Annotated in this window: 17 protein-coding genes and 1 pseudogene; 8 read left to right on the forward strand and 10 right to left on the reverse strand. The window is 70.7% G+C overall.

The annotated features are described in order from the left end of the window. The first annotated feature begins 786 nt into the window (after positions 1 to 786). A complete protein-coding gene (locus tag IF46_RS0130675) occupies positions 787 to 1,128 on the forward strand; it encodes a hypothetical protein (RefSeq protein WP_030491897.1) in 342 nt (113 codons plus the stop codon). Then, positions 1,125 to 1,784, forward strand: coding sequence for a nucleotidyl transferase AbiEii/AbiGii toxin family protein (locus IF46_RS0130680; RefSeq protein ID WP_030491898.1), 660 nt, complete (start codon positions 1,125 to 1,127; stop codon positions 1,782 to 1,784). The genes IF46_RS0130675 and IF46_RS0130680 overlap by 4 nt, the downstream gene beginning before the upstream one ends. 82 nt (positions 1,785 to 1,866) lie before the next feature. Here the strand turns inward: IF46_RS0130680 and IF46_RS0130685 are convergent, their stop codons facing one another. Then, on the reverse strand, positions 1,867 to 2,769 hold the full coding sequence (locus IF46_RS0130685) for an SDR family oxidoreductase (RefSeq protein ID WP_030491899.1): 903 nt from the start codon (positions 2,767 to 2,769) through the stop codon (positions 1,867 to 1,869). A 187-nt stretch (positions 2,770 to 2,956) separates the two neighbouring features. Between IF46_RS0130685 and IF46_RS0130690 the strand changes: the two genes are divergently transcribed. Continuing rightward, complete coding sequence (locus IF46_RS0130690) at positions 2,957 to 4,747, forward strand: bifunctional metallophosphatase/5'-nucleotidase (RefSeq protein ID WP_030491900.1); 1,791 nt, start codon at positions 2,957 to 2,959, stop codon at positions 4,745 to 4,747. 54 nt (positions 4,748 to 4,801) lie between these two features. On the opposite strand, the gene IF46_RS34950 is transcribed toward IF46_RS0130690, so the two are convergent. Next, a complete protein-coding gene (locus IF46_RS34950; RefSeq protein WP_167362358.1) occupies positions 4,802 to 4,975 on the reverse strand; it encodes a hypothetical protein in 174 nt (57 codons plus the stop codon). Between the two features lie 84 nt (positions 4,976 to 5,059). Continuing rightward, positions 5,060 to 6,220: a geranylgeranyl reductase family protein gene (locus IF46_RS0130700; RefSeq protein WP_030491901.1), complete on the reverse strand. Its 1,161-nt coding sequence runs from the start codon at positions 6,218 to 6,220 to the stop codon at positions 5,060 to 5,062. Between the two features lie 147 nt (positions 6,221 to 6,367). On the opposite strand from IF46_RS0130700, the gene IF46_RS0130705 reads away from it, so the two are divergent. Both IF46_RS0130705 and IF46_RS0130710 read left to right on the forward strand, forming a co-directional pair. Further along, a complete protein-coding gene (locus IF46_RS0130705) occupies positions 6,368 to 6,604 on the forward strand; it encodes a hypothetical protein (protein WP_030491902.1) in 237 nt (78 codons plus the stop codon). Between the two features lie 85 nt (positions 6,605 to 6,689). Continuing rightward, on the forward strand, positions 6,690 to 8,129 hold the full coding sequence (locus IF46_RS0130710) for an MFS transporter (protein ID WP_030491903.1): 1,440 nt from the start codon (positions 6,690 to 6,692) through the stop codon (positions 8,127 to 8,129). 102 nt (positions 8,130 to 8,231) lie between these two features. On the opposite strand, the gene IF46_RS0130715 is transcribed toward IF46_RS0130710, so the two are convergent. Continuing rightward, complete coding sequence (locus IF46_RS0130715) at positions 8,232 to 8,474, reverse strand: hypothetical protein (RefSeq protein WP_030491904.1); 243 nt, start codon at positions 8,472 to 8,474, stop codon at positions 8,232 to 8,234. 695 nt (positions 8,475 to 9,169) lie between these two features. Then, entirely contained in the window at positions 9,170 to 9,481 is a 312-nt protein-coding gene (locus tag IF46_RS0130720) for a MazG-like family protein (RefSeq protein ID WP_030491905.1), read from the reverse strand. A gap of 211 nt (positions 9,482 to 9,692) precedes the next feature. On the opposite strand from IF46_RS0130720, the gene IF46_RS0130725 reads away from it, so the two are divergent. After that, positions 9,693 to 11,060 (forward strand): hypothetical protein, encoded by a 1,368-nt coding sequence (locus tag IF46_RS0130725; protein ID WP_030491906.1) that lies wholly within the window; start codon positions 9,693 to 9,695, stop codon positions 11,058 to 11,060. Positions 11,061 to 11,108: 48 nt separating this feature from the next. Here IF46_RS0130725 and IF46_RS0130730 read toward each other — a convergent pair whose 3' ends face one another. From IF46_RS0130730 to IF46_RS0130750, 5 genes and pseudogenes are all read right to left on the reverse strand, one after another. After that, positions 11,109 to 11,822 (reverse strand): hypothetical protein, encoded by a 714-nt coding sequence (locus IF46_RS0130730; RefSeq protein ID WP_030491907.1) that lies wholly within the window; start codon positions 11,820 to 11,822, stop codon positions 11,109 to 11,111. Positions 11,823 to 12,250: 428 nt separating this feature from the next. Further along, positions 12,251 to 12,588, reverse strand: a pseudogene (locus tag IF46_RS34125) (DUF3626 domain-containing protein). A gap of 128 nt (positions 12,589 to 12,716) precedes the next feature. Then, on the reverse strand, positions 12,717 to 13,187 hold the full coding sequence (locus IF46_RS0130740) for a VOC family protein (RefSeq protein ID WP_030491909.1): 471 nt from the start codon (positions 13,185 to 13,187) through the stop codon (positions 12,717 to 12,719). Positions 13,188 to 13,344: 157 nt separating this feature from the next. After that, entirely contained in the window at positions 13,345 to 13,974 is a 630-nt protein-coding gene (locus IF46_RS0130745; RefSeq protein WP_030491910.1) for an MBL fold metallo-hydrolase, read from the reverse strand. Beyond that, the gene (locus IF46_RS0130750; RefSeq protein ID WP_030491911.1) at positions 13,974 to 15,059 is read right to left on the reverse strand and encodes an S-(hydroxymethyl)mycothiol dehydrogenase; all 1,086 of its coding nucleotides are present in this window, start codon (positions 15,057 to 15,059) and stop codon (positions 13,974 to 13,976) included. The genes IF46_RS0130745 and IF46_RS0130750 overlap by 1 nt, the downstream gene beginning before the upstream one ends. A 184-nt stretch (positions 15,060 to 15,243) precedes the next feature. Here IF46_RS0130750 and IF46_RS0130755 point away from each other — a divergent pair, with 184 nt between their 5' ends. Together IF46_RS0130755 and IF46_RS0130760 are read left to right on the forward strand one after the other, a co-directional pair. Beyond that, positions 15,244 to 15,663, forward strand: coding sequence for a hypothetical protein (locus IF46_RS0130755; RefSeq protein WP_030491912.1), 420 nt, complete (start codon positions 15,244 to 15,246; stop codon positions 15,661 to 15,663). Between the two features lie 28 nt (positions 15,664 to 15,691). Then, positions 15,692 to 16,873: a low temperature requirement protein A gene (locus IF46_RS0130760; protein ID WP_030491913.1), complete on the forward strand. Its 1,182-nt coding sequence runs from the start codon at positions 15,692 to 15,694 to the stop codon at positions 16,871 to 16,873. Position 16,874 lies beyond the last annotated feature (1 nt).

Consider the following 16,874-nt stretch of genomic DNA (forward strand, 5'->3'; position numbering starts at 1 on the left):
CGGCGAAGACGCCACCGGCGAACGCGAGACCAGCAACGGACAGAACGCTCTTACGAATGATCGTGTTCATGGGGTAGCTCCTTCGGGGGTAGAACACCCGACCGCGAAGAGGGGGACAGCGGCAGGGTGTCGAGCACCTCGTCGGGCGCTGCAACAACACAAGAAAAAGTCTTAGGGGTGGCGGCCTGCGAGCGGGGGGCTCGTGGCGCCAGGGTCGGCGACCGCCAAGCGGAGGGCTCGTGGCACCGGGTCCAGATGTAACGACCGGGCCGCGGTCGGCATTCCAACCCGCGGGGCCCGCATCCCCACCCCCGATGAGGGGCGGGTGGTCGGGCGGTGGTGCTGCGATCGTCAGGATGTGTAACGACCCCGCCCCAGCCACGATTCCGCCCCACGGGTGCGACCGGTCACAGCCCACAAACCCCACCACCGGACAAAACTCCCCACGCCGCCCACACGCGCGACCCCGGACCGCCCCCACCCCGACACGAACCACTCAGGTTCACGCAAACCGCGGCATCCCAGACTCCCGGACACCGCAACTCCCACAAACCCGGGTTGGCCACAATGGCCGGACCACAGGAGCGGGCGCAATCCGGACAAATGTTGCGCCCGGGATGAAGGGCGTAGCGGGTCGAGGCGTACTGCGGGTCGGGTTGCTGCGCGACGGCAGCCTGGTCGGCGTGGAGGCTCTGGTCCGCGAGTGTGCGCAGGTCCGGCAACCGGGCGAAGGGCGCTGGGGTCATCCTCAGCGACACCGGCTCCGGTGGGAGTTACCCTGACACCATGCAGGCCGTCTCCCCCACCGCGACCGGCGTGGCTTTCCTGGCCCGTCCGGGTCGCCCTGCTGTGGTGGCGCGGACGCTCGCCGAGCTGGCCGGCCCCACCCGAGGTGTGGTGGAGCTGCCGGTACGACTGATGTGGAACGCCGAGCGCACGTTCGACCTCGGCGACCCCGACCAGTTGCTTTGGATGTACGAGAACGTGCTGCGCGAGACCACCCGCTCTGAGGATCTGCGCGCTCTGATCAACGGGCGGACACTGCGTCGGGTGTGGCGACTGCTCAACCTGCCTCGGGGCGTACGCCAGGCGTGGGAGAGCCGGCACCGCGGCCTGCGCGCCGCGTGATCAAGCCGCATCTGCACGAGTTCTACCGGGAGGTGGCCCGGGTAGCGCTGGCCGCCGCCGGGCCGTACCGATTCGTTCTGGGTGGCGGGGTCGCATGGGCGGCGCACGGGCTGGTCGCCCGACCGACGGAGGACGTCGACCTCTTCGCGGACGTGGAGGGCGCCGCGGCGGCGGCGTCCGCCGGGGTGCGGGTGGCCCTGGAGCGGGCCGGATTCGTCGTCAGCGACGCCGACCCGGACAGTGAGCTGGCCGAGCTGTTCGACGGGTACGAGCAGGACATGAAGGACTTCGTGGTGAGCCGCGACGGGCGGCAGATCCGGCTCAGCCTGGCCCGGTTGGACCGCCAGCAGAGCCCGGTGGTGATGGACCTCGGCCCGGTGATGGACGTCCGCGACCTGGTGGCCAACAAGATCGCGGCATTGGTCAACCGGCGGGAGGTTCGCGACTTCATCGACGTGGCGGCGGCCCTCGACCACTACGACGTGACCGAGCTGTTGGTGCTGGCACGGCAGGTCGACCCCGCGCTGGATCCGGACGACGTGCGCGCTGCCGGCCGTTACCTGGACCGGCTCTCCGACCAGCGCTTCGGCCGTTACGGCCTGGGCGCCGCCGACGTCGCCGAGGTCCGGCGCCGCTTCGCCGCCTGGCCGCGCTGACCGGAAAGCCCGCACGACCCGGCCGCACGCACAAACCGCACGACCAGGCCGCACGATCCGGCCGCCCGGACGAACAGGCGGATCACTTGGTCGGTCGACCGCCCGTGACCCCCAGGATCTCGCCCGTGACGTAGCTGGACTCCTGCGAGGCGAAGAAGACGTACGCGGGAGCCAACTCCGCGGGCTGACCCGGGCGCCCCTGCGGGGTGTCGGTGCCGAACTGCTTCACCTTCTCCGCCGGCATGGTGGCCGGGATCAGCGGCGTCCACACCGGGCCCGGCGCGACGGCGTTGACCCGGATGCCCTGCTCGGCCAGGTCGGCGGCGAGGGCCTTGGTGAAGTTGGCGATCCCCGCCTTGGTGGTGGCGTAATCCAACAGCTGCGGCGACGGGTCGAACGCCTGGATCGACGACGTGTTGATGATCGTCGAGCCCTCTGCCAGATGGGGTACGGCAGCCTTGCAGAGCCAGAACATCGCGTACACGTTGGTCTTGAACACCCGGTCGAGCTGCTCGGTGCTGATCCCGAGGATGCCCTTGTCCTGCGACATCTGGTACGCCGCGTTGTTGACCAGGATGTCGATGCCGCCCAGGTCCCGTACGGTCCGATCGACAAGCTCCTGGCAGTGCGCCTCGTCGGTGATGTCGCCGCGCACCGCGACGCCCCGCCGTCCGGCGGCCTCGATGAGCTGGATGGTCTCCCGGGCGTCGGCGTCCTCCTCCTCGCTGAGGTACGAGATGACGACGTCCGCGCCCTCCCGGGCGAAGGCGATCGCGACCGCCCGGCCGATCCCCGAGTCGCCGCCGGTGATCAGCGCCCGCTTGCCGTCGAGCTTGCCGCTGCCCCGGTACGACTCCTCCCCGTGGTCCGGCCTCGGGCTCATCTCCCCGGTCGAGCCGGGCGCTGACTGCTGCTGTGCGGGCTGACCGGACTGCTGGCCGTACTGGCTGGTGGGGTCCTGCTGGGTGTGCTGGTCCTCGCTCACCGATCTCTCCTCGCGCCGCGCGGGAAGCGGGGGCTGTCCCGCGACAAATCGTCCCTGACCGCCCTACCCCGCGCCGGCCAGCGGAAACCGCTGCAACGATCGGGGCTGGCGTGGCGGCGGCGTCGATCGGTGGTTATGGTGCGCAAGGCGCTCACGAGGCGCGTCCACCCCCATGGAAAGGCACGTCATGACCTCTCCCTCCGGCCCGTCGCGCCGTCAGGTGCTCGCCGCCGCAGCGGCTGCGGCGACCGCCCCGCTGGTCGCCGCCGCGCCCGCGCAGGCGGCCGGCGCGGCCCCGCCGCGCACCTGGGACCTCACCCTCCTGGGCACGTCGGACACGCACGGCAACGTCTACAACTGGGATTACTACCGCGACGCCGAGTACGACGACAGCAAGCAGAACGACATCGGCGTCGCGAAGCTGGCGACCCTGATCAACCAGATCCGTCGGGAGCGGCGCGGCAAGGCCACGCTGGTGCTCGACGCCGGCGACACGATCCAGGGCACGCCGCTGGCCACGTACTACGCCAAGCAGGAGCCGATCACCGCCACCGGGGCGAAGCACCCGATGGCACGGGCGATGAACGTCATCGACTACGACGCCGTGACGCTGGGCAACCACGAGTTCAACTACGGTCTGCCGTTGCTGGACCTGTGGATCCGGCAGCTCGGGTTCCCGGCGCTCGCCGCGAACGCCGTCAACGCCAAGACCGGCAAGCCGGCCTTCCTGCCGTACGTCATCAAGAAGGTCTCCCTCGGTTTCGCCGCGCCGACCCTGCGGGTCGGCATCCTGGGCCTGACCAACCCCGGGGTGGCCATCTGGGACAAGGGCAACGTCGAGGGCAAGCTGCGCTTCGACGACATGATCGCGACGGCGGCGAAGTGGGTGCCGATCATGCGAGCCCGCGGCGCGGACCTCGTGTTGATCTCCGCGCACGGCGGTGACAGCGGCACCTCCAGCTACGGCCCGGAGCTGCCGAACGAGAATCCGGTGGCGCTGATCGCCCAGCAGGTGCCGGGGATCGACGCGATCCTCTTCGGGCACGCGCACAACGAGGTGGTCGAGCGGTTCGTCACCAACGAGCGCACCGGCGCGCAGGTGCTGCTCTCCGAGCCGTCGAAGTGGGGCCAGCGGCTCACCCGGATGGACTTCACCCTGACCCGTGAGCGTGGCCGGTGGACGATCACCAAGAAGGCCGCCACCATGCTGAACACCAACACGGTGGTCGAGGACCCGAAGGTGCTCGCCGCGGTACGGACCCAACACCAGAAGACCGTGGCGTACGTCAACCAGGTCGTCGCGAAGTCCACGGTGGAGTTGTCTGCGGCCCAGTCGCGGTACCGGGACACGCCGATCCTGGACTTCATCAACCACGTGCAGACCGAGGTCGTCGGCGCGGCCCTGGCCGGCGGCGCGTACGCGGACCTGCCGGTGCTGTCGATCGCGGCGCCGTTCAGCCGCACCGCCGTCTTCCCCGCCGGTGACGTGAAGATCCGCGATGTGGCCGGCCTGTACGTATACGACAACACCCTTGAGGCGGTCGTGCTCAGTGGCGCCGAGGTGCGCGCGTACCTGGAGTACTCGGCGAAGTACTTCCGGACCCTGGCGCCGGGGGCACCGGTCGACCCGGAGCAGATCAGTGACCCGGCCGTGCCGGACTACAACTACGACGTCTTCTCCGGCCTGGACTACGACATCGACATCTCCAAGCCGGTCGGGCAGCGGATCACCCGCCTGGTGCTGGCCGGCACCGACACCCCGGTGGCCGACAACGCCCAGTTCGTGGTGGCGGTGAACAACTACCGGCGCAGCGGCGGCGGCAACTTCCCCGGCATCGTGAAGACCCAGGTCTACAACGCGCAGCAGGAGATCCGTCAGCTGCTCATCGACTGGGCGCAGGCCCGGGGCACGATCGACCCGGCCGACTTCTTCCAGCCCAACTGGCGTCTCGTACGCGAGGGCGTGCCGGTCTTCTGATCGCACATCGCCGACGGGCCGTGGGTGGCGACACCTGCGGCCCGTCGTGCGTACTCAGCCCTGCACGTTCCAGCGAATCGGGTCCTCGGACTCTTCCGGCCGGTCGCGTCCGGGATCGGTCTCGGTCAGGGCCACCCGCTCGTCGGGGCGGACGGCGGGCGGCAACTCCCCGAACCGCGCGTGGCGCAGAAACGCGTACTCGTCGTCGGTGAACGGCTGCTCAGTCATCAGCGCCTCCTCCTGCTCCGCTGCGATTGTCCGGCGACTGGGCCTCTCGGCACCAGTAGCCGCGCGCACACCCTGTAAGGCGTCCTAGGATCCTGGGTGAGCGGCGTTGGGCTGGCGCGACCGATGCGGCAACCAGTCGAGCACCGCGAGGGCGGCTCGGATGGGGCGGCGGCGCAGCATCTCGTCGAAGCTCGACCGCCCCTGGCAGAACCGCACGAACATCCGCCAGCCGGGCCGGGTCGCCAACAGGGCGTGGAACACGTCCGGGCGCCGGGTGAACACATCGAGCAGCCGGAACCCCGCCCGCATCTCCGGCAGCAGCCGCTCGGCGACCGCCCGCTCGTACCCGGCCAGATCACCGCCCGCGACCGCCGCGCCGGCCAACTCGCCGGAGCGTAACGCGAAGCTGATGCCCTCCCGGCTCCACGGCTCCAGCAGCCCTGCCGCATCCCCCACGACCAGCACCCGGCCGTTGCGCAACGGCGAATCCTCCGCGCGGCAACGGGTCAGGTGACCGGAGTCGTGCTCCGCCGGCAACCCGGTCAGCCCCAACCGGTCGACGAACCGCCGCAGGTAGTCGCGGGTCCCCTCCCCCGCGCCCCGACCAGCGATCACGCCGACCGTCAGCCGGTCACCCTTCGGAAAGACCCAGGCGTACGACCCCGGCATGTCGCCCCAGTCCAGCAGCAGCCGACCCCGCCACCGCTCCTGCTCGGCGGGCGGCACCGCGATCTCCAGCTCCAGACCCAGATCCACCTGCCGGTACCGGACCCCGACGTGCCGGGCGGTCACCCCGGACGAGCCGTCCGCCCCGATCACGGCACGAGCCGCGATCGTCGTACCGTCGGCCAGCCGCAGGCGTACCCCCTCGGGGTCCTGCTCGATCGCGCGGACCGCGACCCGCTCCCGCATCTGCGCCCCGGCGGCGACCGCCGCCGCGCGCAGCCGGTCGTCGAACTCCTCGCGGCGCACCATCGTCACCACCGGGCTGTCGTTGCGGCGGGTGAACTCCCGGCGGCCGTCGCGGGTGAACGTCACGCGGTCCACCCGGTCGTGTGCGGGCACCTCGATCCGACCCTGAACGGCAGCCAGGGAGGTGCCGATCAGGCCACCGCCGCAGGTCTTGTACCGCGGATGCACGGCTCGTTCGACAACAAGGGTGGAGACGCCCGCACGGGCAGCGGCATGTGCCGCGGAGAGCCCGGCGGGGCCAGCGCCGACAACGACGAGATCCCAAATGATCACGGAAGCAGCCTAGGGCACGGCCCCGGCGCGACCACCGGACCCGCCGGCCGCCGCGACCGCCCGATCGGGTGTGCATCTTCGGTCAGCAAGGGGGTAACCAGCGCACGGCAACCGCCACCGCGATGGCGGACGAGCGAAGGAGGAACCATGCAGCAGGTGCAACTGTCGGAGGCCGAGCAACGGGTGTACCAGGCGGTCACCACCCTTGAGGCACGCGGGCAGGTGCCCTACCCGGACCTGATCGCCGAAGAGTCCGGCCTGACCGAGGAGCAGGTGGGCAGCCCCTTGCACCTGCTCACCGAGAAGGGCCTGCTGCACCGCGAGGACTCGCCGATGGCCGGCCTCGACTTCGGTCCCCGGTTCTGCGCCCGCCAGATGGCGTGACCCGCGGAACCACCCGGCACGGTTCGCCCCCCGGAGACTTGGGTAGCGGTCAGCGATGCGCGACCGACAGTCGACGGGGGGCACGATGAGCGCGGCGCAGACGCCGCAGCCGGTGAGCGCGGCCGAGAACCGACGACGCTGGCAGGCCGTCGGCGTGGGACTCGTCGCCGCCTTCATGACGCTGCTCGACGTGAGCATCGTCAACGTCGCGGTGCCGTCCATCGACCGGGCGTTGCACGCGTCGTCGAGCGACCTGCAGTGGATCCTCTCGGGGTACGCCCTCACCTTCGGCCTGGCACTGGTGCCCGCCGGCCGTTTCGGCGACGCCCGGGGTCGGCGCAACGCGTTCGTCTTCGGCATCGCGCTGTTCACCATCACCAGCGCGCTCGCCGGCCTGGCCACCTCCCCGACCTGGCTGGTCATCACCCGACTGCTGCAGGGCGCTGCCGCCGGCATCGTCAACCCGCAGGTCATCGGGCTGATCCAACAACTCTTCCGCGGGCCCGAACGGGCCCGCCCGTTCGGGCTGCTCGGTGCCACCATCGGAATCTCCACCGCCGTCGGACCGCTGCTCGGCGGGCTACTCATCGCCATCGGCGGCGAGGAACACGGCTGGCGGTGGGTCTTCTTCGTCAACGTGCCGGTCGGCATCCTCGCGGTGATTCTCGGCTGGCGGCTGCTGCCCGGCCGCCCCGCCGGCCAGCGCGGCTGGCATCGCCTCGACCCCGTCGGCGTCCTGCTGCTCGGTATCGGGGTGGTCCTAATCCTGCTGCCACTGGTGCAGGAGCAGCAGTGGCGAACCCCCTGGAAGTGGGCGCTCATCCCGGTCGGCCTGGCGGTGCTGGTCGTCTTCGGGCTCTGGGAGCGGCGGTACGCACGCCACCACCAACCCCTGTTCGACCTTCGACTGTTCAGCCGCCAGTCGTACACCCTGGGCTCGATCCTGGCGCTTGTCTACTTCGGCGGCTTCACCGCGATCTTCTTCATCTTCACCCTGTTTCTCCAGATGGGCCTCGGCTACAGCGCGCTCGTCGCCGGCCTGGCCATCACCCCCTTCGCCCTGGGCTCGGCCGCCGCCGCCGTGCTCGGTGGCCGCATCGTCAACCGCTTCGGCCGACCACTTGTCGCCATCGGTCTGCTCACCGTGGTCGTCGGGCTGGCCGCGACGGTCGTCGCGCTGCACCTCGCACCGGACGCCCCAGCGCCCTGGGTCACCGCCGGGCCCCTCCTCGTAGCCGGCATCGGCAGCGGGCTGGTGATCGCCCCCAACCAGACGATCACCCTCTCCCAGGTGCCGGTAGAGCAGGCTGGCAGCGGCGCGGGCATGCTCCAGACCGGTCAGCGCATCGGCGCCGCCGCCGGCATCGCCGCCGTCGGCTCGATGTTCTTCTCCACGCTGGCCGACAGCCGCGGTAACTGGACCTCCGCCTTCGAACGGTCCCTCATGCTGGCCACCAGCATCATCGTGCTCGCGCTTGTCGCCGCGCTGATCGACATCCGCCGCACCCACAACCACAACCACTGACCGGGGTACGCCGCTGGCCGGCACCCCGTGTTGCGGGTGCCGGCCAGCGGTTGGTGTCCTGCGGTGGTGCGGTGGTGCTGTGTGGTGATGCTGTCGTGGGGGTCAGCTGTTCCAGTACTGGCCGACGAGGTCGGCGGCCTGCTGCTCCCACTGGGCGTAGGCGTCCGGGTAGGCCGACACCTGGACGGTCTGGGCGGCCTGGGTCAGCGGCATGTCCTGCCAGCCGTCGACCTGCTTGAGGCCCTTGAGGAACGCGGTGGTGGAGTACTCGGGGTTGTCGCGTCGTTGATCTGCTCGTCGTTGAGGGTGATCCGCGACAACGCTCTTACGGATGATCGTGTTCATGGGGTAGCTCCTTCGGGGGTAGAACACCCGACCGCATCAAGGGGGGAACAGCGGCAGGGTGTCGAGCACCTCGTCGGGCGCTGCAACAACACAAGGAAAAAGTCTTAGGGGTGGTGGCGGCCTGCGAGCGGAGGGCTCGTGGCGCCAGGGTCGGCGACCGCCAAGCGGGGGGCTCGTGGCGCCGGGTCCAGATGTAACGACCGGGGGGCCGGGGTCATTCCGGGGATCGGCCCGATCCGTCGGCACCCACATCATGGCGGTGCCCGGCGGTCGTTCGTGGGGACTGTAACGACCGGCGGTGGGCTGGCATTCCAACCCGCGGGGCCCGCACCCCAACCCCAGCTCGGGCGGTGGTGCTGCGATCGTCAGGATGTGTAACGACCCCGCCCCAGCAACGATTCCAGCCCACGGGTGCAGCCCGTCACACCCCACAAACCCCCACCACCGGACACAACCCCCACACCACCCATGCATACCGCCCCGAACCGCGCCCAGCCCGACACGATCCACTCGGCTTCACGGAAACCGCGGCATCCCCGACTCCCGGACACCCCGGTATCAAGGAAACCGAGTCGACCAAGGATCCACCGACCGGAACGGCATAGCCGAATACCGGCATAGCTCATATACCGCCAACTCACCCGGCTGACTGGCGACCGAATCGGCTGGGCGGCCGGTGCCGCCGCGAGCGCGATTCAGGCTGATAGGCGGGAGCGCACCTTCGCGGCGCACGCGTCCAGGGTCGTTTGCGCGTCCAACCCGAGGCTTTCGATAGCCACCAACGCGGTGAAGGCAACGTCGGCCAACTCCGCCGCCACGTCTTCGCGGGTGTGGGTGACACCCTTGCGCGGATTCTGCCCGAGCAGACCGATCCAGGCGGCTGACGCCTCCCCCGCTTCCTCGGTCAGCTTGAGGATGCGGCAGGTCAGCTCGGTCTGCCCAGTGCCGTTCGCCGCGTCCAGCCAGCTACGCGACGCCCGGGCCGCCTTCCAGATCGACTCGTCCACGGCGACCAGTCAACCCGATCGACCCACCGGCTCACTCGACCGGGTACTACATACGGCCGGACCTGATCGGCTGGACAGTCTCACCTGACCGGCCGATCAGCGCGGCCATTGACAGTGGTCGAAGGCGGTTCTAGGTTCAGGGCGCTACCGGCCGGTAGGCAACCGTCCCGCTGGTCGCCCCCGGGCGACATCCGTCCGATGGGGAGCATCGATGCTGTCCACACCCGTTCGTGCCGCCCGCCGGTTGCTCGCCGCCACTGTCACACTGACCCTGGCGCTCGGGCTGGCTGGTGCCCCACCGGCCAGCGCCACCGGTCGCGACGCGAGGGGCGGCGAGCCGCTGCCCGGCTACACAATCGAAAATCCGCCATTGGCCCCGCTGGTCGTGGGCGGCAGACCGACGACGGTGCGCCAGGGCGTGCACCGCCACGCCGCGTACATCATCGAGGTCCCCGCCCGGTGGAACGGCGACCTCGTGTTGTGGGCGCACGGCTACCGCGGCCAGGGCACGGTGCTCTCGCCGGAACCGCCGGGTTTCGGGCTGCGCCAGCGTCTCCTGGAGCAGGGGTACGCCTGGGCGTCCTCGTCGTACGACCGCAACGGCTTCGACATCCGCTCCGGGGTGCTCGGTACGAAGGATCTCGCCGACCACTTCGGGCGGACGGTTCGTCGGCCGCACCACACCTACGTCGCCGGGGTGTCGATGGGCGGGTACGTCATCGGGCGCTCGTTGGAGCAGTTCCCTGGCTACTACGACGGGGCGCTGCCGATGTGCGGGGTGCTCGGTGATCAGGCGCTGCTCGACTTCTACCTGGACTACAACCTGGTCGCGCAGACGCTCGCCGGGGTGCCGGCCTATCCCACACCGGCTGACTACCTGACCAACGCGGTGCCTCGAATCCAGGTGGCGCTCGGCCTGGCCGGGCTGACCCCCACCGGGCCGGACACCACCACCGACCGGGGCAAGCAGTTGCGGGCGATCACGGTGAACCGATCCGGCGGGCCACGCCCGGGGGCGGACGCGGCGTTCGCGAGCTGGAAGGACTTCCTCTTCTCCATCACGGTGACCAGTGGTGGGGACTCTCCCGCGCAGCGGCCCGGCCAGCTCTCCACCAACCTGCTCACCCGCTACACCCCGAACAGCCCGGTCAACGTCAACGCCACCGTGCAGCGGGTCGCCCCGGAGAACGTCGTGCAGCGGCTCTTGCCGACGCTGACCGAGGTGCCGCGAATCGCCGGCCGTCCGAGCGCTCCGGTGCTCAGCCTGCACGGCCTCGGTGACCTGTTCGTGCCGTTCAGCATGGAGCAGGCGTACGCCACCGACGTGGCTCGGCACGGTCGCGGCAGGATGGTGGTCCAGCGGGCGATCCGGAGCACGCAGCACTGCGAGTTCACCCCGGTGGAGGCCGGCGCCGCGTGGGACGACCTGGTGTCCTGGGTACGCACCGGCAAGCGCCCGGCCGGCGACACCGTGACCGACCCGGCGGTGGTGGCCCAACCCGACTACGGCTGCCGGTTCAGCGACCGGGACGCGTACGCCGTCGGGGTCGGCACCCGCCGCCTCTACCCGGCCTGCTGAGCCGGCCGGCTCCCGTCGAGGGGAGCCGGCCGGCTTCGTGTGCGGGTGTCACCAGAGCTGCTGGACGATGTCCGCCGCCTGCTCCTCCCACTGTGCGTACGCGTACGGGTAGGCGGAGACCTGCACGGTCTGCGCGGCGGTGGTTAGCGGCAGGTCCTGCCAGCCGCCAATGTTCTTGAGTGCGGTGAAGAACGCCGTGGCGGCGTACTCCGGGTCGGTGACCTGGTCGGGTGTACCCCAACCAGACGACGGACGCTGCTGGAACAGGCCCTGCGAGTCGTGGTCGTTGTACGCGCCGAGGTGGCCGAGGTTGTACAGCTTCGACTCCTGCAGCGAGGTGGCCACGCCGATCACCGCGCCCCGGTCACCGACGCCGCTCTTCTTGGCGGCGTGGACGATGGCCCGGGCGTTGGCCAGTTGGGCGTCGTCGAGCGGAATGCGCGACTGCGCGCCCTCGATGCCGTGCGGGATCAGCTGGTCGCGGCTCGGCTTGCCCGCCGGCGGCTTGCCGGTGGCGGAGCCGGTGGTCAGACCCGACTCGACGGGTTGCTCATCCTGGTGTGCCGAGGTGGCGGCCTTGCCGGTGGCGAGGTCGATGGCGGCGACGGCGCCCTGGTGGGGTCCGGAGGTGACCGGGGCGGCGGCTGCGGTCGGCGCGAGCGCCAGACCACCGAGGGCTGCCACACCCGCCACGCTCAGCGCGGTCTTGCGGTACGAGTCCTTAGCGATGGCGGGGAGCCATCGAGTGAAGTCGGCCTTCACGATGGTTGCCCTTTCGATCGTGCGGAGCGCTCCGGAGTGAACACTCCTCGGGAGATGACCGCGGAAAGGGGTTTGGGCTCCGGCGGTACGGGGGACACAACCGGGTTCAGCTGTCGGGCATTCCGGAAATGCCCGAAGGTCGGCCCGTTGCGGCCCCGCTCACGGCACAGAATCGGACATGGCGCCTCTGCCCACCTCAAGCCGGACACCCGTGCCGGAGGGTGTCTTCGGACCCCGAGGCCAATGCCCGAACGCCAGCCTTTGCTCTGCTTACCTATATGCACCGGCCACGTTCCGTGACCATGGTGAGGGACCTCCGTGGCTGACGGAAAGTGCCCATTCGCAGCTCACGGGACGTGGTGCACATAGGTAAGCAGAGCAAAGGGCCCAGGCAAGGTGATGGGAGGCAGGCAGCTAGCGGTTTGTCGCTACCCTGCGTAGGCGTCCAGGCCAGCACGGTGGGTGAGTTCGCCGTGCGGCTCGCCGTACCGGACGAGAACGTGCCAGAGCTGTTTGAGGTGTTGAAGGGTCTCGCCGACCGGGCCCCGGTCCGCCCACCGCTCCGGCTCGGTCACCACCGACACCGCGCCCCGGCCGATCAGCGCCGCATCCACCGGTGCGCCCGGTCGGGCGAACTCCCGGTGCAGTCGTGCCGCCAGCACCGGGATCGCCGGCCCCGAAACTCGGCGTCGACCCGGTCAACGGCCAGTGCGAAGCCTGGGTGCCACTCCAGCGGGAAACCGTGCCGCTGGGCAATCGATTCCAACGTCGCCCCGGTCGGGGTGCCGGCGAACCCCGTCCTCGGACAGGGCGGCAGCCACAGCCAGTGACCGCACGTGGGCCAGAGCCGCCGTTTGCGCCGGGGTGAGAGTGGCGGCCCGAAAGCTGCCCGACTCAGTTGTCGCCGACACGTCCGAACTCCGCATCCCGCGTCTCGACAGCCTTGTCCGGCGTGCGGAGTTCCTGGAAGACGGTGATGTGCAGGTCGGCGGGGGCGTCGAGGCGGGAGTTGAGCGACTGCCACGGCGTACGCGTCGGCGGCGCGACCTCGCTCGCTCCGGCAGCCACCAGTCGGGCGGTCGTCGCCACCGTGTCGTCCACCTCGAAGGCCACCCGGATGCGCGGCGCGACCTGCCGACCCACCTCGACCTCGTCGATCAGGCGTTTCTGCGCGGGGTTGGCGATCTCCAGGGTGGCGCGGCCGGCGTCCAGGATCACCACCTGTGCGTCCCCCTCGCCACTGAACGCCTCCTGCTCCGGCAGGCCCAGCGCGTCGCGGAAGAACGCGACAGCGGCCTCGTAGTCGGCGGCCTCCACCACGAGGCGCAGCTGGCGGACGACGGGGGCGGGCGAGTCGGCGGCCATGCGCGGATCATAGCGTCGCGGCGGGGCGACGAAGGCGCGCCGACGGCGTGGCTTGGACGTCAAGCCGGTGCTGGGCGCGGCCGACGAACGCTGAGCTCGTCGACCGCGCACCGACACGTCAGCAGGCCGACGCGCCAGCCCGACCAAGACGCGGGGGTCAGTGGCCGCGCGCTAGCCACTCCTGCAGGTGCGGGGCCTCCGCGCCGATCGTCGTGTCGTCGCCGTGGCCGGTGTGCACGACCGTCTCCGCCGGAAGGGTGAGCAGGCGGGTGCGGATCGACCGGACGATGGTCTCGAAGTCGCTGTACGAGCGGCCCGTTGCGCCCGGACCGCCGGCGAAGAGCGTGTCGCCGGTGAACACCACGCCCAGCTCCGGGGCGTGCAGGCTGCACGCCCCGGGGCTGTGCCCGGGGGTGTGCAGCACCTGCAGCGTGGTGCCGCCCACCTCGATGCTCTGCCCGTCGTACAGCTCGCCGTGCGGCGGCAGGTGCGGATGGACCATGTCCCACAGGACCCGGTCGGCGGTGTGCAGCAGCACCGGAGCGCCGGTGGCCTCGGCCAGCTCGGGTGCCACCCGGATGTGATCGTCGTGGGCGTGGGTGGCCAGGATCGCCCGGACCTGCCGATCGCCCACCAGCGCGAGGATCGCGGCCACGTCGTGCGGCGCGTCCAGGATGACGCACTCGCGGTCGTCACCGACCACCCAGACGTTGTTGTCCACGTCGAACGTCTGCCCGTCCAGGGAGAACGTGCCCGAGGTGACCGCCCGGTCGATGCGGGCGGTCATCAGAACACCACCACCGAGCGGAGCACGTCGCCGTGGTGCATCCGGTCGAAGGCGTTCTCGACCTGGTCGAGCGCGATCTCCTCGGTGACGAAGGCGTCCAGGTCGAGCCGGCCCTGCAGGTACAGCTCGGTGAGCATCGGGAAGTCCCGGCTGGGCAGACAGTCGCCGTACCAACTGGACTTGAGGGCGCCACCGCGCCCGAAGACGTCCAGCAGCGGCAGCTCGACCTGCATCTGCGGGGTCGGTACGCCCACCAGAACCACAGTGCCGGCCAGGTCCCGGGCGTAGAACGCCTGCTTCCACGTCTCCGGTCGGCCCACCGCGTCGATCACCACGTCGGCGCCGAAGCCACCAGTGGCGGCGCGGATCGCCTCGACCGGGTCGACCTCGGAGGCGTTCACGGTGTGGGTGGCCCCGAACTTGCGGGCCCAGTCGAGCTTGCGGCTGTCGGTGTCCACCGCGACGATCGTCGTGGCACCGGCGAGGACCGCACCGGCGACCGCTGCGTCCCCGACACCGCCGCAGCCGATCACCGCGACCGAGTCGCCCCGGGTGACGTTGCCGGTGTTCATCGCCGCGCCCAGCCCGGCCATCACGCCGCAGCCGAGCAGGCCCACGGCGGCGGGTCGGGCCGCCGGATCCACCTTGGTGCACTGCCCGGCGTGCACGAGGGTCTTCTCGGCGAACGCGCCGATGCCCAACGCCGGGGCGAGTTCGGTGCCGTCGGTGAGGGTCATCCGCTGGGTGGCGTTGTGGGTGTTGAAGCAGTACCAGGGGCGTCCCCGGCGGCAGGCGCGGCAGACCCCGCAGACCGCCCGCCAGTTGAGCACCACGAAGTCGCCCGGGGCGACGTCGGTGACGCCCTCGCCGACCTGCTCGACGATGCCCGCCGCCTCGTGACCGAGCAGGAACGGGTACTCGTCGTTGATGCCACCCTCGCGGTAGTGCAGGTCGGTGTGGCAGACGCCGCAGGACTGGATCCGGACGATCGCCTCACCGGGGCCGGGGTCGGGCACCACGATGGTGGTCACCTCGACCGGCGCGCCCTTACTGCGGGAGATGACTCCCCGGACTTCCTGGCTCACTTCGCCTCCTGCTGGTGGTCTGCGGCAGGGCCGGGCGCCGGGTGGGCGGTTGTGCCACGGGCTCGGCGTTGGGCCCCCGGCGAACCTACCGCGACCAGCACAGCCTGCCCAGCCGGCCCGGCGGGTTATCGCGGGCGGTCCGGGGTACGCGGGCCGCATTCGACCACGGCCAACGGGAGTGACCATGAAATTCGCGCACCTGCCGCTCCGGCTCAGCATCGGCGCGTACATCCTGAATTCGGGTCTGGGCAAGCGCAACCTGGAGGGCGCCGCGGCGGAGGGCATGCACGGTATGGCGGTCGCCGCCATGCCCCAGCTCGCGCAGTTCGAGCCGGCGCGCTTCGCCAAGCTGCTGTCGTACTCGGAAATCGCCCTGGGGGCCGCCCTGATCGCGCCGTTCGTCCCGGCGCCCCTGGTCGGGCTCGGTCTGACCGCGTTCGGCGCGGGCCTGGTGCAGCTCTACCTGAAGACACCGGGGTTGCGCGAGCCCGGCAGCATCCGCCCTACGCAGGAGGGCACCGGGATCGCCAAGGACGTCTGGCTGGTCGGCGCGGGGCTGACCCTGGTGCTGGAGGGGCTGACCCACGGGCGTCGCCGGCGCTGACCCGGCGGGCGGTGGGTGAGGAGCTGCGGTGACCCAACCTCGGTCGGTACGGCCGTTCTACCGGCCGATGCGGCCACGTCGCCGCGACGAGCCGCACCGCTCGGCCACCCCGCTGGAGCTCTTCTTCGACCTCTGTTTCGTGGTCGCCGTGGCGCAGGCCGCCACCAGCCTGCACCACTACCTCGCCGAGGACCACCTCGCCCACGCGGTCACCGGCTACCTGATGGTGTTCTTCGCGATCTGGTGGTCGTGGATGAACTTCACCTGGTTCGCCTCGGCCTACGACACCGACGACGACGTCTACCGGATCACCACCCTGGTGCAGATCGCCGGGGCGTTGATCCTGGCGGCCGGGGTGCCGGACGCATTCGCCAACGGCGACTTCACCGTGATCACCTACGGGTACGTGGTGATGCGGCTGGCCGCCGTCGTGCACTGGAGCCGAGCGGCGGCCGGCGACCCGGCGCACCGGCCGGCGGCGCGCCGCTACGCGCTCGGCGTGACGGTCGTGCAGCTCGGCTGGCTGCTCCGGTTGCTACTGCCCGACGAGTGGGGCATCGCGTCGTTCGTGGTGCTCGCGGTGGCCGACCTGCTGGTGCCGGCGCTGGCCGAACGCCCCGGAATGACCCCGTGGCACCCCGCCCACATCACCGAACGGTACGGGCTGTTCACCCTGATCGTGCTCGGTGAGGCGGTGGGGGCCGTCTCGTTGGCGATCCAGGACGGGCTCGACGCCGGGGAACACGACCTCTGGTCACTCGCGGCGGCCGGCGCGGTCATCGTGTTCTCGCTCTGGTGGCTCTACTTCGACCGACCGAACGAGGCGCCCGACCGGCTGCCGTACTCCCTGATCTGGGGTTACGGCCACTACCTGGTCTTCGCGGCGATCGCCGCAGTCGGCGCGGGCCTGGGCGTGGCGGTGGATTACGAGCGGCACCTCGCGCACATCTCGGGAAGGACCGCCGGGTACGCGGTAGCCGTTCCGCTCGCCGTCTACCTGCTCACGATCTGGGGGCTGCACGTACGCCGGCAGCAGCACGGCGGGGTGGTCGTCGCCTACCCGGTCGTCGCGCTGCTGGCACTGCTCACGCCGCTCGGCCCGGCCCCGGTGTACGTGCTCGCGGCGCTGCTTGTCGCGCTCGTGGCGCTGACCGTGCTGCTACGCCGCCGCGACCCGGGCCTGAGCGCGACGGTGGCCGACCCCGCCTGAC

Origin of the sequence: Micromonospora chokoriensis (assembly GCF_000718555.1) — a bacterium.
Lineage (GTDB): Bacteria > Actinomycetota > Actinomycetes > Mycobacteriales > Micromonosporaceae > Micromonospora > Micromonospora chokoriensis_B.

Bases quoted from the DNA above. Each gene is read 5' to 3' on its own strand.
- IF46_RS0130755 (WP_030491912.1), top strand. From the start codon at position 15,244: ATGAAATTCGCGCACCTGCCGCTCCGGCTCAGCATCGGCGCGTACATC.
- IF46_RS34950 (WP_167362358.1), bottom strand. From the start codon at position 4,975: ATGACTGAGCAGCCGTTCACCGACGACGAGTACGCGTTTCTGCGCCAC.
- IF46_RS0130675 (WP_030491897.1), top strand. From the start codon at position 787: ATGCAGGCCGTCTCCCCCACCGCGACCGGCGTGGCTTTCCTGGCCCGT.
- IF46_RS0130705 (WP_030491902.1), top strand. From the start codon at position 6,368: ATGCAGCAGGTGCAACTGTCGGAGGCCGAGCAACGGGTGTACCAGGCG.
- IF46_RS0130725 (WP_030491906.1), top strand. From the start codon at position 9,693: ATGCTGTCCACACCCGTTCGTGCCGCCCGCCGGTTGCTCGCCGCCACT.
- IF46_RS0130740 (WP_030491909.1), bottom strand. From the start codon at position 13,187: ATGGCCGCCGACTCGCCCGCCCCCGTCGTCCGCCAGCTGCGCCTCGTG.
- IF46_RS0130710 (WP_030491903.1), top strand. From the start codon at position 6,690: ATGAGCGCGGCGCAGACGCCGCAGCCGGTGAGCGCGGCCGAGAACCGA.
- IF46_RS0130690 (WP_030491900.1), top strand. From the start codon at position 2,957: ATGACCTCTCCCTCCGGCCCGTCGCGCCGTCAGGTGCTCGCCGCCGCA.
- IF46_RS0130745 (WP_030491910.1), bottom strand. From the start codon at position 13,974: ATGACCGCCCGCATCGACCGGGCGGTCACCTCGGGCACGTTCTCCCTG.
- IF46_RS0130715 (WP_030491904.1), bottom strand. From the start codon at position 8,474: ATGAACACGATCATCCGTAAGAGCGTTGTCGCGGATCACCCTCAACGA.